The organism is Pseudomonas sp. PS01301 (assembly GCF_029960215.1).
Lineage (GTDB): Bacteria > Pseudomonadota > Gammaproteobacteria > Pseudomonadales > Pseudomonadaceae > Aquipseudomonas > Aquipseudomonas coleopterorum.
Genome location: NZ_JASCPM010000020.1, coordinates 19,658 through 34,469, shown reverse-complemented (window position 1 = coordinate 34,469; position 14,812 = coordinate 19,658). Strand labels below are relative to the sequence as shown.

The following is a 14,812-nucleotide window of genomic DNA, read 5'->3' as shown; positions in this document are numbered from 1 at the left end:
CTCTGCCGCGAGCTTCACGAATGGTGCAGGTGTCCATCCTCATGATGATCGTCCGCTGAATGATCATCATCGTGAAAGCCGTCATGCTCCAGCTGGATGGTGCAGTGGCCGACCTCAAACTGTTCAGTAACCAAGGTGGTAATTGACGCCAGAATGGACTGACCATCCAAAGAGCTTTGCGAAATGACCACATGGACGCTCATCACGTTCTTGCCGCTGGTGACCGACCAAACGTGCAAATCATGGACAGCTTGGACACCCGTCACAGAGAGTATGGCTTGTTCTACTTTGTCTAAATCGATGCCGTTCGGCACGCCCTCAAGCAGCACATTCATGCTCTCGCGCAGTAGCTTCCAGGTGCGAGGAAGCACCCATAAGCCTATGGCCGCTGCGACCAGTGAATCCATCCATACCCAACCGGTATACCTAATCACGATAGCGGCAACGATCACCCCTATCGAGCCGAGCATGTCACTCCACACCTCCAGATAAGCGCCCTTCACATTCAGGCTTTCGTCACTTGCGGCGCCTAACAGGCGCATTGAAATGAGGTTAACAACAAGACCAAGGACGGCCACAATCAGCATGCCAGTCGACTGAATGGCCGAGGGGTTCGAGAGCCTCTGGTAAGCCTCATAGAGAATATAGAGAGCGACGAGAAACAGCAGGATCGCGTTGAACGCTGAGGCCAGAATCTCAAACCTCGCGTACCCGAATGTTCGATTCCGATCAGCAGGTCGCTTGGCAATCTGGAAGGCCATCAACGAGATGGCCAGCGCGGCAGAATCTGTGAACATGTGAGCAGCGTCCGAAAGCAATGCCAGGCTGCCGGTTATCCATGCGCCGATCACTTCTGCAATCATGAACCCAGTGGTCAACCCTAGAGCCATCAAAAGCTTCTTTTCATGCCCTGCGCGTACCTGCCCGTGGCTATGACCTGCGCTCATAGTATGTTCCTTGAATGAGATAAAAGAGGTGCCAACCGATCTGTATCTGTGGGACATACGCATTCTGAAGGTGTTCAGCGCAGTGCCATGGAGGCAAAAAAAAAGCGCCCCTATGGACGCTTAAATATTCACCTTTTCCAAAGGAGCTATTGAGCTTCTAAGGTGAATCCGACATGAAGTGGTTAACCTTTGGATTTTTCAGCCAGTTGCTTTTCAGCTTTATCTTCGCCCTTTACCAACCGCTGCGATTCAACGCGCAATTCATTTTTTTCGCGGGCTTCCTGCTGGGCAAGACGGAACTGCTGAGCCGCTTGCATGGATCGCTCGCTGCCGTCTTGGGCAAAGGCGAATGTGCAAGAAAGAGTTGTGGCCACGAAAAGGATCGATTTAACAAGCTTCATATATCACCGGAAATTATTGGGCAGCTCCAGAATTCAGAAATCCTTTCTGCAGAGATTAGGTCGATTTTAACTCCCGGCTGCTAACAGGAACATGATCGCAAGATTACAATATTGTTATGCCAAAGGTAGCGGTGACCACTTGAAAAATATAGATTTCCGAATCGTAATTCTTGGGCAACCTTCAGGTAATCCCACCTCCATATAATAGGGTGACTTACTATAGAGGTTCACGCTATGCGCCTTATGTCCCTACTGATAGCCACCTGCATTTCTTTAGCTTCCCTTCCATCCTATGCACTCAGTGAAGACTCCTTGGCCAAGGAGCTTATCGAGAAGCATCAGATAGCCATCCAGGCCTATGCAGATAAGAAAAACAAGCCCATGCCCGAGATCATCGAATACAAGTACGGCATGAAACTGGACGTAGCGAAAGTTGTAAGACAGACGCCGGATACAAAAAGCTGCCAGGTCATACCGCGACTTATGACCTATGAGAACTCAGCGGGTGAGCTGATGACAGTGCAGTACGCGGCGTTAAGCGAATGCCGCAACAAGCACTGACGCGATAAGTGAACGGCAAGGGCCTAAAACGGCCTACCGAGCGCTACCACACCAAGAAATTGATGTTCTTCAGATAAAGGCGCCTTGTATAGGGCGCCTTTTCTTTTGGTACTCAGCCGCAACCGTCACCATAGCGCCAAGCGTTATGGTTTGGATCACTGTGTTACAGGATGCTGAGTGGGTACTCAACTATCAACCTGACTTCGTCTAAGTCAGATTCAAACGCCGTAGCTCGTGTCGTGGCCTGACGCATCCGCAGTGACAGATCTTTCATAGATCCTGTTTGGACGACGTACTTGGCCTCAATGTCACGCTCCCAGCGATGTTGATCGGTCAAGGGGTTTCCTTCTCCGTCTCGGCGCATATAGACGTTATTCGCATTCGAGTAATCGGCTCCGGTGGCCTTGGCGTAACGGGTCATGAAGGACAGACCAGGCAAGCCAAACGGTGACATTTCGATGTTATAGGTGATCATCCATGATCTTTCCTTGGGGGAGTTAAAGTCGCTGTACTGGATCGAGTTCGCGAGATATATCGAATCGGATTGGCGGAGATAATCGAAGTCATCATCGCCTTGGTTACGCTGGTGCGAGAGCGACAGCGTATGTGCGCCGTACTTGACCCCAACTTTTGCGCTCCAGATGTCGTTATCGAACTCGCCAAGGAGTTTTCTTCCTTCATCTTTCGCGCTGTAGTAGTTGAAGTCAGCGGTGAGGGCAAGCGCGCTTGTGATGGGTTGAACATATGAAGCAGAGACGTAGGTTTGATCCCACGCATCTTTCAAACGGCTTCCGTAAAGACTAAGGCTTAGTCGATCAGTTGCATCATACTCGCCTCCGAAGTACCCAACCCATGGCGAGTGCACTGTGCCTGCATAAAACGTTGCAAAATCACCCTGCATCCCACTGGACGCAGGCTGACTCATTGCGTGAAGGCGCCCTGCTTGAAGGGTCAAGTCGCTGATGCTGTTGTTCACGGCGGTCACCCCCCGGAAACTCTCTGGAAGCAGGCGCGAATCGCCGAAGGACACGACTGGAGTGGTAGGGAACACGTCTCCTACGTTTACGATGGTATCGAAAGCCCGTGCCTTGATCGAACCACCCAGTTTTGTGTATTCGTCTTCGGCATCGCCATTGCCATCTACCGGTAGTACGTCAAATGAGCTCCTGGCGCCGTTACGGCCTCCTCCGGTATCAAGCTTGATACCCGTCATCGCAAATGCATCAACGCCAACACCAAAGGTGCCTTGGGTGAAGCCAGATTGAAATCGACCGATGATTCCTTGCGCCCATGCCTCGGAATACCCATTGCCTGTGGGGCTTGACTCCCCCTTTCGGTGGTCACGGTTCATATAGAAATTTCGGGTGAGTACCGTGAGCGTACCGCCCTCGATAAATCCTTCCTTTTCGTCATCCGCAAAGCTGGTAACGGGTGTCAAACTGGCAGCTGCTGAAATCAAGGCCAGGGATAGTTTCTTCAAGTGAGTCATGTGCGCTCCGTTCGAATCGGCAGATTATCAATGTCGATCTGGCTTGTTTTGTTATGTGAGCTGCTAGCAGGCGCATTTTGACGAGTCGAACATAACGGCGAGGTGGAGGTAGGATTACAAAAACGAAAGGCAGCCGCAGAGTGACGTATCCCCCTGGGGAACCTCGCAGGTCATGGACGGCGTGACGCCTTGCGTGCGCCGCTGGGGCGCGGCAGGCATGATAGGAAACCCGTACCACCTGGATAATCGTGACTATGGAAGAGCTGGTTTATACCTCGATATGCCAAAACAACGGCTTGATCATTTTCGATGCGCTCGGTGAAAGCGAAATGCAAACAGGATTGCGGCTTTACGAGGATTTGCTCGACCACTCCACCGCTATTGGCCGAGCGGGGTACTGCAGTTTCCACAAGATCAAAAGCAAGCAGATGTTGATTGCAGCACTGAGGATGGTGCAGACGGAATGCAGATCAGGCGTTCTCTTTCCCGTACTCCATTTCGAGTGCCATGGAGATCCTGCGAAAGGAATCTTCCTGCACGCCAGCAATGAATATGTCGGGTGGGAAGAGCTTGTCCAGGAGATTGCGGCGATTAACCAGGCGACCCGTAATAACACGGCGGTAGTGCTAGCTGTATGCCACGGGTTGGAGATTTCAAAGCTTGTAAGCATCACGGCGCCTTGCCCATTTAACTATCTCATTGCGGCACCTGATGAGGTGCAAGCTGGTTACCTTCGAGACGTCATTCCAGCGTTCTACAAGTCCGTCGTTCAGTCTGGCGATTTGCAGGCAGGGCTTGCCTTGTTAGCTGCTCCTCTGAAGCTATTCCACTGCGGAGAATGGTTTTACCGAACCCTAGCCACTTTCATGGTGACCAGCTTCAACGCTGCAGGGCGTGCTGAGGTCGTAGAGCAGATCGTCACCGACCAGGTAGAAAAAGCCGGGTACCGTAATCGCGAAATGATTCGAGCAGCCCGAGCTAGAGCAAAAGCGTATGTAAAATCACCGCACGGCTTTTACAACCAGGCATCGTCCATTTTCTTCCACGGTAAACTGCCCATTCCCTACGGGGATTTCCGCGCATTTGTGGAGGTCAAGCGACATTGCAGGTAGACCCCGAGCGACAGGGCTGCCCTTGTCACTCCATGAGCCATGTTTATGCGCGCATCGACTGTTTAAGCCAGCCCTTCTACCTTCGCCGAGCGCCTCCGGTTAGATGACAGCAGCTCGGCTATACGCAGCCACCATAATCCCAGTTAATAAATTTTGAAGGCGTGTTGGCCCGACGCTTACGCAGACTCATCACTGCTGAGCCGTCCAGCTTACGGAAATGTAATTACGCCGTTGGTTGGCTTATGTCATCTTCGATGTATCAAGCGCACAAGCTATCCAAAGGGCGAACCCTCGGAAATACACCGCAGTGCGTGCACCTGACTGACAGGACATGAATCGGTATGCAATCCAAAACTTCTCGGCGCACCTTTGTGAAAGGTCTCACCGCAGGCGGAATTCTCGGTGGCTTAGGACTCTGGCGCACGCCGCTTTGGGCGGCCCCCAGTTTGGGCGAAGCCAATATCCTGTCAGGTACGGAGTTCGACCTTTTTATCGGCGAAACGCCGGTAAATATCACCGGAAGCCCCCGGACGGCCCTGACCATAAATGGTGGAATTCCGGGGCCTCTGCTGCGCTGGCGTGAAGGAGATACCGTCACCTTGCGAGTCAAGAACCGCCTCAAGGACATGACCTCCATTCATTGGCACGGGATTATTCTTCCCGCAAATATGGACGGAGTGCCGGGCCTTAGCTTCCGTGGGATTGAGCCTAATGGCACGTACGTTTACCAATTCAAGGTCAAGCAGAACGGAACGTATTGGTATCACAGTCACTCCGGCTTCCAGGAACAGGCAGGCGTATATGGCCCGTTAGTCATCGAAGCAAAAGAACCCGAGCCCTTTGAATACGACCGTGACCACGTAGTGATGCTCACTGACTGGACGGATGAAGATCCGGCTGCACTGATGAAAACGCTAAAAAAGCAGGCGGACTACTACAACAACCACAAGCGAACAGTCGGTGACTTCATTAAGGACGTAGCGGACAAAGGTTGGTCAGCTACCGTCGCTGATCGCAAGATGTGGGCTGAGATGAAGATGAATCCTACCGACATCGCAGACGTCAGTGGCGCGACATACACCTACCTAATGAACGGCCACGCTCCGGACTCCAACTGGACAGGCACTTTCAAATCGGGTGAAAAGCTCAGGTTGAGGTTCATCAATGGTTCGGCCATGTCCTACTTTGATGTCCGTATTCCGGGTTTGAAGATGACCGTTGTGGCCGCCGATGGCCTATATGTGAAGCCAGTGACTGTGGATGAGTTCAGGATCGCCACAGCTGAGACCTTCGATGTAATCGTCGAACCAACTCAGGATGCCTACACACTGTTTGCGCAGTCTATGGATCGGACGGGGTACGCCAGGGGCACCTTGGCCGTCCGGCCTGGTCTGGTTGCTCCAGTACCTGAGCTTGACCCTCGTCCTCTAGTCACCATGGCCGACATGGGCATGGCCGGGATGGGTCATGGCGCAATGGCCGGTATGGGTAATATGGCTGGAATGGATCACAGCAAGATGGCCGGCGCGGGCGACAGCTCTGTGCAGGGTATGTCTGGGATGGACGGCGGCGACATGAAAGGCATGAATCATGGCGCTACCCAAGACATGTCCGGTATGGACAGCATGGCTGGAATGGATCACAGCAAAATGTCTATGGGCGGCATGGGTGGAATGGGAGAAATGCAGTCGCACCCTGCCACTGAATCCAACAACCCCCTCGTCGACATGCAGGCCATGTCGACATCGCCAAAGCTCGATGATCCCGGCATGGGCCTTCGCGAAAATGGCCGAAAGGTACTGACGTACTCTGACCTAAAGAGCACGTTTGAAGATCCAGATGGCCGTGAGCCAAGTCGAACCATCGAATTGCACTTGACCGGGCATATGGAGAAGTTTTCCTGGTCTTTCAACGGCGTGAAGTTTTCGGACGCCGAGCCTTTGAAACTGAAATATGGCGAGCGAGTCCGCATCGTTCTCGTCAACGACACCATGATGACCCATCCCATCCACTTGCACGGCATGTGGAGCGACCTTGAGGATGAAAACGGGCAATTCCTTGTCCGCAAACACACCATTGATATGCCGCCAGGAGCAAAGCGCAGCTACCGAGTGACCGCCGATGCGCTGGGACGCTGGGCCTACCATTGCCATCTCCTGTACCACATGGAAATGGGCATGTTCCGCGAAGTGCGTGTTGAGGAATAAGGGGCCGACTATGAGTAATTTCTTTTGCGGGACTGGCATGCACTCAGCTGTATTTACGGTTGCTCTAACCGCCGGTTTTGTCTTTCCGGTAGCCGCTGAACCAAGTCAGGGCACGGAAGACGGACAGATGCAGACGATGGAACATAGCCAAATGCAGGGCATGGATCACGGCCAGATGAAAGGCATGGATCACAGCAAAATGCAGGGTATGGATCATAGCCAGATGCAAGGTATGGATCACAGCCAGATGCAAGGCATGGATCACAGTCAGATGCAGGGTATGCAGCCTCCCAAGCAGCAGACCCAAACCCAAAGCCGGACTCCGATACCGCCTCTGACCGACGTGGACAGAGCCGCAGTCTATAAGGCACCAGGTGGTCACGAAGTCCATGACACTGCCCTTAACTCGTTTTTTACATTTGAAAAATTGGAATGGCAGGATGCTGACGATGGAAGCGCGCTCAACTGGGAAGCTCAAGGTTGGATAGGGGGAGATGTTGATCGTCTGTGGTTGCGTTCAGAAGGTGAGCGCACCAATGGGACGACCGAAGAAGCAGAGGTTCAAGCTCTTTGGGGCCATTCCATTAGCCCTTGGTGGGATCTGGTTGGTGGAGTTCGCCAAGATTTCAAACCAGGCGACCCTCAAACGTGGGCAGCTTTCGGTATCCAGGGCTTGGCGCTCTACAATTTCGAAGCCCAGGCTACTGCTTACCTGGGTGAAGGTGGCCAGACCGCCGCTCGGCTGGAAGGAGACTACGACATTCTCCTGACCAATAAGCTGATTTTGCAACCGACGGCAGAACTCAACTTCTATGGCAAAAACGATCCCCAGCGGGGCGTTGGCTCAGGCTTGTCTGAGAGTGAGGTTGGTTTGCGGCTCCGGTACGAAATCCGCCCAGAATTTGCACCATACATAGGTGTAACTTGGAATCGGGCCTATGGACAGACTGCTGACTACACGCGCGACGAAGGCGAAGACAGTGACGAAGCACGCTTGGTGCTCGGCGTCCGGGTGTGGTTCTAAATAAAAGTCAGTGGCAATAATTATCTAACCTCATCACAACAGCTACGCGCTGTGAGGAGCTTTGCATGTCAGTATTCAAATCCTGTTTTATGGCCGTCGCTCTTTCTTCCAGCCTTTTGCTCAGCGCGGTTGCCCAGGCTCACCCGAAGCTGCTGTCTTCGACTCCAGCTGAAGGCGAGAGCGGCCCCGCACCTGCGAAGATTGAACTGCATTTTTCCGAAAACCTGGTTACGCAATTTTCCGGAGCCAAGTTGGTCATGACGGAAATGCCCGGTATGTCACACTCCCCTATGGCTGTAAAAGCCAGCGTTGCTGGGAGTAGCGATCCTAAAACCATGATCTTGACTCCAGCCTCTCCTCTCTCTGCTGGTACCTACAAAGTCGAATGGCGGGCGGTTTCCTCCGATACCCATCCGATTACCGGCAGCGTTACTTTCAAAGTGAAATAAGCATGGGCGACCCATTGAATGTGGCGCTGCGCCTCGCGCTTTATCTTGATCTGATGCTCTTGTTCGGCCTAGCGGCCTTTGGACTGTACGGCTTTCGGGGCAAGGAGCGCGTGTCCGGGGCAGTGCTGCATTTTGGGTGGCTACTGCCTATCGCCGCCGCTCTAGGCATGCTTTTGTCCATGGCAGCTTTCGTCGTTATGACAAGCAATATGAGCGGCGCCTCTGACTGGGGCGAGCTGCGGCCTCACCTGGAAATGATGCTGTACGAGACTGAGATCGGTCATAGCTGGATGACGCGCATGATCTTGCTAGCGGTGGTCATTGTCGTCGCAAGCCAGAGCAAGCGATGGCCAACAGAAAGTCTATGGATTGCTGCGTTGGCGGGCAGCATCGCCTTGGCGACACTCGCGTGGACAGGTCATGGAGCTATGGATGAAGGTGCTAAACGATTCTGGCACTTTGCCGCTGATATCCTGCATCTACTTGCCGCTGGCGGGTGGGTCGGAGCTCTTGCGGCGTTTGTTTTGATGTTACGAATAAAAGGATCTGATCCAGAGCGACTCGTCCGAGTGCTATCACGAGCGCTCAGCGGATTCGAAACAGCAGGTGCTCTGATCGTTGGCACGGTCATAGTGACCGGTATCGCCAATTACCTCTTCATCGTTGGGCCGACAGTGGCCAATGTCATATCAGGCGCCTACGGCGTTCTTCTACTCGTGAAAATTGTGTTTTTTGCCGGCATGATTGGACTTGCTACCTTGAATCGCTTCTATCTGAGTCCTGCCCTTGAGCGATCTGCGCAGGCCGGTGATTACTCTTTAGCAGTGACTGCTTTGCGAAAAAGCGTGGTGCTCGAATCCACTTGTGCTGTGGCCATCGTCGTCCTGGTGGCTTGGTTGGGGACACTGAGCCCGTCAATCGACATGGCTCAAGGGTGAGCTAGAGCCCAGATCTGAGCGGCTCCAAGGGGGGCTCAGATCTAGCCAACAACTATCGACTAATGGGGTAAGTAGCCACCACTTCTTGCGCACCTGTCTTGGTGACCCCCATAACGTTATACGGCTGATAATTTTGACCGTATTTCATACCTGGGGAACCTGCAGGCATGCCTGGCACTGCGATCCCTACGAGATCGGATCGACCGTTCAGCTTCTTGATTTCTTCGGCTGGGACATGGCCCTCGATGAGCTTCCCGTCAATGACAGCTGTATGGCATGAAGCAAGACCATGGGGCACACCCAGGCTCTGCTTGATAGCGCTCATATCTTGTTCCACATGGTCGACCACTTTGAATCCACTCGACTCAAGGTGTTTGACCCATTCCTTGCAGCACCCGCAGTTCGCGTCGCGGTGTACATCAATCGTGAGCGGTGCTGCTGCCTGGGCGGTACCACAAATCATAAAGGCCACTGCCAGCGATAGTTTTCGTTTAAACATTCCATCCACCTCACCAAAGTTAGTATGTGGTTGCTTCAGGTGCCCTTGGCCTAGACTGCGAGCCGCGCTTCCGCACCGATTAAAAAGGTAGGTTAAGCGCAAATAATCAGATTGCCGATTACATTTCTGTAAGCCGCTGCTCGCTGCTTTGACTGTCTCCACCGAAGCCCAACCGGCCCTGGAAGGGCAGCTATCTGCAGGCTTTCGAGACGATTACATTTGCGTCAGCTTGCGCATAGGGGCCAATTTGGTAGCACACTTGAACGCCGCACAAACCGGAGCCCAGGCATGAAACTCTTGGTAGCTGAAGACGAACCTAAAACTGGCATGTATCTACAGCAAGGCCTTGTAGAGGCCGGCTTCACTGTTGATCGGGTTGTGACTGGGACGCAAGCACTGCATCAAGCGCTGAGCGAGAACTACGATCTCCTAATTCTGGACGTGATGATGCCGGGCATTGACGGCTGGGAAGTCATCCGAAGCATCCGCGCAGTGGGGCGCGCTGTTCCTGTGCTCTTTCTGACAGCGAGGGACGGGGTTGATGATCGGGTCAAGGGATTGGAACTAGGTGCGGACGATTACCTTGTCAAACCTTTCGCGTTTTCCGAGCTGCTTGCTCGCGTCAGAAGCCTGCTCCGCCGTGGCTCTGCCGCTCCCAACCAGACATCAATCAGAATTGGAGACTTGGAGGTCGATCTTTTAAAGCGCCGGGCCATGCGCTCTGGTCGGCGGATAGACCTCACGGCTAAGGAATTTTCGCTACTAGAACTGCTGATGCGTCGCAGGGGGGAAGTCTTGCCAAAATCCCTGATCGCATCCCAAGTCTGGGACATGAATTTCGACAGCGATACCAACGTGATCGAAGTCGCCATTCGCAGGCTTCGGGCCAAGATTGACGATGATTTCGACACCAAGCTGATTCAAACCACGAGGGGAATGGGCTACATGCTAGACACTCCCGATGCAGAATGAGGCGAGCATCTCTTACCCTGCGATTGAGCATGATGTTTGTCTGTGCCGTCGTCGCCGTGCTGGTAGTGGCAGGCTTTACCTTCGATGCGTTTAGCCGACAACACTTCAAGACGCTCGACCGTCAGGCCTTGACGGAAAAGCTCGAATCCATCCGACAAATCATGGATGGCGAAGCTGGCTCCGCAGAGTCATCAGAAGTCGTGTTACAACTACAGGCTTTGCTTGGTGCTCATCAGGAACTTTCGGCCTCGATCACCACCAAGCAAGGGAAGACGATCTTCGCAACACCGAATGCAGTTCAACATCCCCCTGCCTATTCGAGCGACCCGAAGGAAGACATGTGGGAGTGGACAGTTGGCGGCCATATGTACCGAGGCATGCAGGCCCAAGTTCGCTTAGTAAATGAAACCGAGCCGCTGACCGCTTGGTTGAGTCTAGACATAACCAGCCATCTGCATTTCGTTGAGACCTTGCGGTGGTGGCTAGTGATAGGACTGGCGATCAGTGCCTTAGTCAGCGCAGCTTTAGGTTGGTTGGTGGCGCGCAGCGGGCTGAAGCCGGTAGCACAGGTGACCCAAGTGGCGGCCTCGATGTCAGCCGGATCGTTGAAAGAGCGCATCCCGATGGAAGAGGTGCCTCGCGAGCTTGAAAGTCTTGTCTCCTCGTTTAACGCCATGCTTTCTCGCCTTGAAGAGTCCTTTGTTCGGCTATCCAACTTTTCGGCTGATATCGCCCACGAACTGCGCACACCTATCAGTAACCTGCGAACGCACACTGAAGTCATCCTCGCTAAGAAACGTGCGCCTGAAGTATACGAAGAGAATCTCTATTCCAACTTGGAGGATTTGAACCGGCTCTCCAGCATCATTGATGGCATGCTTTTCTTGGCCAAGTCGGACAACGGTTTGGTTCTACCAGCCAAAGAGAAAATCGAGCTGCGTGCGGTCGTTGAAAAGCTCTTTGAGTATTACCAGTTGCTGGCAGATGATACCGGAGTAAAGCTACAGGTCTCTGGGCGGGGCGCAGTGTATGGTGATGGTACGATGTTGGATCGGATGGTTTCTAATCTGCTGTCCAATGCGATTAGGCATACGCCACCGTGCAGCGTGATCCACGTGAGAATCGAGCCAGGCGAAGGCGTGGTTAATTTGTCAGTTAAAAATCCTGGCGAGGATATACCGCAACAGCACTTGCCCCGGCTGTTTGACCGTTTTTACAGAGTCGATCCTGCGAGGAGAGAGGGTAAATCGATCAACGCCGGATTGGGTCTGGCAATCGTTAAGTCACTAGCAGAAGCCCACTACGGCACAGTCGGGTGTGCCTCCTCGGAGGGCTTTACGACCTTTAGGATCAGTCTCCCTGCATGGGAAAGTTGACTCACTAGCGATCAGGTCTGCACAGCAAGGCCTTCAGATGGCAGTAAATCTCGCTGCTATCGTCACATCCTGACAGCGCAGTGACAGCTATCACAGACAGCCGCCGGCCAATTTTGTACCGGGGCCGTTCAATCATCCTGTTCATTATGCAAATCAATCCAGAGTAATTATTAGGTTCCCGGAAACACTCAGTGGCATATGCAGGCGCTAAACGCCGAGTGACGCAGCCCTAGGACGTTTGCCGAACGTCCGGGCGTGGGATCCTGATATCAACGCCGTCCTCCTGTTGCCATTCTGATTGCTAAGCCGGCGAGCACCGTCCCCATGAGCCAGCGCTGTACCAACGCAAACATCGGACGACGGGTAAGGAGCATGGCTACGCTGGCAGCCGACAGGACAATCACTGCGTTGACCACGATGCTGACAGCAATCTGGGTAGTCCCCAGTATCAAGGCCTGGCTCAACACGCTTCCAGCTGTCGGATCTATGAACTGAGGCAGCAGCGAGAGATACAGTACAGCGACTTTGGGGTTCAGTAAGTTCGTCAGAAGCCCCATCAGAACAAGCTTGCGGGGACTGGGGCCATAGCCTTCGCTTGGAAAGGTGAGCGACCGCCAGTGCGCACTGCCTGCCAAGCCAGCCACAACAGGTAGATGGCGCCGGCAAAACGGACAGTGTCATAGGCAAACGGGATGGCAAGGACAAGCGCCGTGATGCCAAATGCGGCGCACAGCATGTAGAAGGCAAAGCCCAGCGCGACCCCGCCAAGCGAGATCAGTCCAGCCGCTCTGCCTTGGGAAATTGATCGCGATACCTAGTAGATCATGTTTGGGCCTGGGGTCAGCACCATGCCCAGTGCGATGACTGCGAAAGCCAGAAGACTGGTAAATTCCATTTTTTTGTATCTCCCTAACAAACCTTTGGGTTGAATTGCCGAATAGTCTCACTTCCAAGGTGCTGGAGAATGAAGCCAGGAAGCCATCAGGCTGTCATCCTTCAGCTTGGCGAAGATTATCGACGTGTCACTGCCATCCGTAAGGCGTCCAAGTTGTCCCTAGCGACCCACATCCAGAAATGGCAGTCCGAGTTCTCCACAGATGACCGAATAACTTGCTGGACGATCATGCAGCGTTCAACGTGGCGCCTCCTTGAAAAGCATGGCCAGCTCACCTGCTCAGCCAGTAAGGCGGACGAAGATCCGATGTTCCAGGCAGCATACGCTTGGATCAAGGCGTCCATGGCCGAAGGCGGTGTTCCTCCTCCGACCCCTGGCTTAACGCCATGGTGGTGCTGGGTTCGCAGGGAAAACAATCACCCAGAACCATATGTAGAGGATCTGAGTGGTAACGATGATCCTGTAGTGTTGCAGCTGTCGATCCCGTCCCATCTGGTGGCCCTGTCCTGTTTCGATCTCTGGCATTTTGTGCTCAACCGGATCTATGTTTATGCATCCGAGCTTGATGAGCAGGCGTTCGACCAGGCTCTGGCGGCAGCTCCCCAAGGATCTGCAGCTGCGCTTCAGCTTGAAAACCGTGTGCGAAAATCATGGGACGCTATCTTCGAGCTCGACCAGTGCGCAGTGGACATGGGGCCGCTTGAGTCCAAAAGCATCCAGGGTTGTTTCTGGACGTTGAAGCGCTCATACGTGACTGCGGTGCTTGAGCCGAGTGTGCTGACTAGCTATTTGTGAACTGGGACGATTGAGCAGCTTTCAGGGAAGTCTGCTTCGCACGTAGCTTCTGTCCACAGCATCCAAAAGACAGTCATCGTATCCAAGCGTCGGAAGATCGCTATCGCCTCTCATCGCGATAGCTGCTGAAAAATGCGCGAGCTGGATCGTCTATACGATGCGCATATTCTCCAAGGAACCTCAATGAGAACGGATTGGCAGCAAATTTGCGAAATGATGAATACAGCTATCGACAGCTGCGAAAAGATTGAGCTCGCCGGCTTCAACGAGAGCTACCGCTCTGCGGTGGTGACGATCAATGGGGTCGACAATTCGGTCGCCGAATTCTTGATCAGCGCCTGGACGTTACCTGAGAACCTCCGCTATCAAATCATCCACGGACGCCACGCTGCCGGGGTCGATAGCCCCTACGTACCGGAGGCAGCCCGAATTCTCACCGCGATGGTACAGGCTTGTTCGGAACTCATCGGCGCGGCTGATCAGGCACCAGCGGCTAAAGCCATTGCTGGGATGAATCACTGGTATTCGTCCTATGCGGTGCCCAACATAGTCAAAGCCATTCATCAGGCTAAAGATGCAGAACCCAGCTCATAAATTTTGTGCGGTGTTGGTGGGTCGGACTGGCGGACGGCTGGGGACTTAACGGGCTTCGAGTTTGGCCAACCTGAAGTGCGTGCGCTGGTCGCAGCGTTACCGGTTTAACGGCCTGTTATAAACCAAGTGGGTACGCATAGTGGCCCATCACCGCGAGAATTTGTCGATCACTATTTTCCCATCTTGGAAAGTTGCGGTGATCTCAAGGCTTGTTCCTCCCAGTGCTATAACGGCATTGCGGAGCATGCGGACATAGGTGTCAGTGAATTTGATCAGATCATCAACGAGCTCTGGCCTGATCTGCTGGGTTGCCAGAATGCACTCGAGTGTCATACCCAACGCATCTGCCAGCTTGTCACTGCTGCACCCTCCGTGGAGCTTGGTGTAAGCCTCCAACGCGTCACGGCTTGGCGTAATGGATGTGACTTTCCCGGTTTTTTTATCTGGCATGGCTAGCAGGGCTCCACTGTCTGTCCTTTCTGAAAGTGTACGAACATCTCTGCAACCTTCCGGCAGTGACGGATGAGCGGGCGAGAAAATGCTGAGTTTTTCC

General features: G+C 53.5%; 15 protein-coding genes and 1 pseudogene. 11 read left to right on the top strand and 5 right to left on the bottom strand.

The annotated features are described in order from the left end of the window. Window positions 1–14: 14 nt before the first annotated feature. Window positions 15–947, bottom strand: a complete 933-nt coding sequence (locus tag QMX89_RS12480) for a cation diffusion facilitator family transporter (protein ID WP_282348431.1) — start codon at window positions 945–947, stop codon at window positions 15–17. Between the two features lie 173 nt (window positions 948–1,120). Here QMX89_RS12480 and QMX89_RS12475 point away from each other — a divergent pair, with 173 nt between their 5' ends. Both QMX89_RS12475 and QMX89_RS12470 read left to right on the top strand, forming a co-directional pair. Beyond that, window positions 1,121–1,432: a hypothetical protein gene (locus tag QMX89_RS12475; RefSeq protein ID WP_282348430.1), complete on the top strand. Its 312-nt coding sequence runs from the start codon at window positions 1,121–1,123 to the stop codon at window positions 1,430–1,432. Between the two features lie 228 nt (window positions 1,433–1,660). Next, the gene (locus QMX89_RS12470) at window positions 1,661–1,909 is read left to right on the top strand and encodes a DUF2790 domain-containing protein (RefSeq protein WP_282348429.1); all 249 of its coding nucleotides are present in this window, start codon (window positions 1,661–1,663) and stop codon (window positions 1,907–1,909) included. A gap of 163 nt (window positions 1,910–2,072) precedes the next feature. Here the strand turns inward: QMX89_RS12470 and QMX89_RS12465 are convergent, their stop codons facing one another. Continuing rightward, on the bottom strand, window positions 2,073–3,398 hold the full coding sequence (locus QMX89_RS12465) for an OprD family porin (protein WP_282348427.1): 1,326 nt from the start codon (window positions 3,396–3,398) through the stop codon (window positions 2,073–2,075). Window positions 3,399–3,652: 254 nt separating this feature from the next. Between QMX89_RS12465 and QMX89_RS12460 the strand changes: the two genes are divergently transcribed. The 5 genes from QMX89_RS12460 (at window position 3,653) to copD (ending at window position 9,128) form a co-directional block, all read left to right on the top strand. Next, complete coding sequence (locus QMX89_RS12460) at window positions 3,653–4,510, top strand: hypothetical protein (protein WP_282348426.1); 858 nt, start codon at window positions 3,653–3,655, stop codon at window positions 4,508–4,510. A gap of 341 nt (window positions 4,511–4,851) precedes the next feature. Then, window positions 4,852–6,717, top strand: a complete 1,866-nt coding sequence (locus QMX89_RS12455) for a copper resistance system multicopper oxidase (protein ID WP_282348425.1) — start codon at window positions 4,852–4,854, stop codon at window positions 6,715–6,717. A 151-nt stretch (window positions 6,718–6,868) separates the two neighbouring features. After that, window positions 6,869–7,741, top strand: coding sequence for a copper resistance protein B (locus QMX89_RS12450; RefSeq protein ID WP_282348472.1), 873 nt, complete (start codon window positions 6,869–6,871; stop codon window positions 7,739–7,741). 65 nt (window positions 7,742–7,806) lie between these two features. Further along, window positions 7,807–8,190, top strand: coding sequence for a copper homeostasis periplasmic binding protein CopC (copC, locus tag QMX89_RS12445; RefSeq protein WP_282348424.1), 384 nt, complete (start codon window positions 7,807–7,809; stop codon window positions 8,188–8,190). Between the two features lie 2 nt (window positions 8,191–8,192). After that, complete coding sequence (copD, locus tag QMX89_RS12440; RefSeq protein WP_282348423.1) at window positions 8,193–9,128, top strand: copper homeostasis membrane protein CopD; 936 nt, start codon at window positions 8,193–8,195, stop codon at window positions 9,126–9,128. A 52-nt stretch (window positions 9,129–9,180) separates the two neighbouring features. Here copD and QMX89_RS12435 read toward each other — a convergent pair whose 3' ends face one another. Then, window positions 9,181–9,627 (bottom strand): DUF411 domain-containing protein, encoded by a 447-nt coding sequence (locus tag QMX89_RS12435; protein ID WP_282348422.1) that lies wholly within the window; start codon window positions 9,625–9,627, stop codon window positions 9,181–9,183. Window positions 9,628–9,915: 288 nt separating this feature from the next. On the opposite strand from QMX89_RS12435, the gene QMX89_RS12430 reads away from it, so the two are divergent. Continuing rightward, window positions 9,916–10,599 (top strand): heavy metal response regulator transcription factor, encoded by a 684-nt coding sequence (locus tag QMX89_RS12430; protein ID WP_282348421.1) that lies wholly within the window; start codon window positions 9,916–9,918, stop codon window positions 10,597–10,599. Further along, window positions 10,596–11,975 carry a heavy metal sensor histidine kinase gene (locus QMX89_RS12425; RefSeq protein ID WP_282348420.1) on the top strand — a complete coding sequence of 460 codons (1,380 nt, stop codon included), beginning with the start codon at window positions 10,596–10,598 and terminating at the stop codon, window positions 11,973–11,975. The genes QMX89_RS12430 and QMX89_RS12425 overlap by 4 nt, the downstream gene beginning before the upstream one ends. 269 nt (window positions 11,976–12,244) lie before the next feature. Here the strand turns inward: QMX89_RS12425 and QMX89_RS12420 are convergent. Beyond that, window positions 12,245–12,870: pseudogene (locus QMX89_RS12420) on the bottom strand (LysE family translocator). Window positions 12,871–12,939: 69 nt separating this feature from the next. On the opposite strand from QMX89_RS12420, the gene QMX89_RS12415 reads away from it, so the two are divergent. Further along, a complete protein-coding gene (locus tag QMX89_RS12415; protein ID WP_282348418.1) occupies window positions 12,940–13,665 on the top strand; it encodes a DUF3841 domain-containing protein in 726 nt (241 codons plus the stop codon). Between the two features lie 183 nt (window positions 13,666–13,848). After that, window positions 13,849–14,259: a hypothetical protein gene (locus QMX89_RS12410; RefSeq protein ID WP_282348417.1), complete on the top strand. Its 411-nt coding sequence runs from the start codon at window positions 13,849–13,851 to the stop codon at window positions 14,257–14,259. Between the two features lie 147 nt (window positions 14,260–14,406). On the opposite strand, the gene QMX89_RS12405 is transcribed toward QMX89_RS12410, so the two are convergent. After that, window positions 14,407–14,709, bottom strand: coding sequence for a hypothetical protein (locus QMX89_RS12405; protein WP_282348416.1), 303 nt, complete (start codon window positions 14,707–14,709; stop codon window positions 14,407–14,409). Window positions 14,710–14,812: the final 103 nt, after the last annotated feature.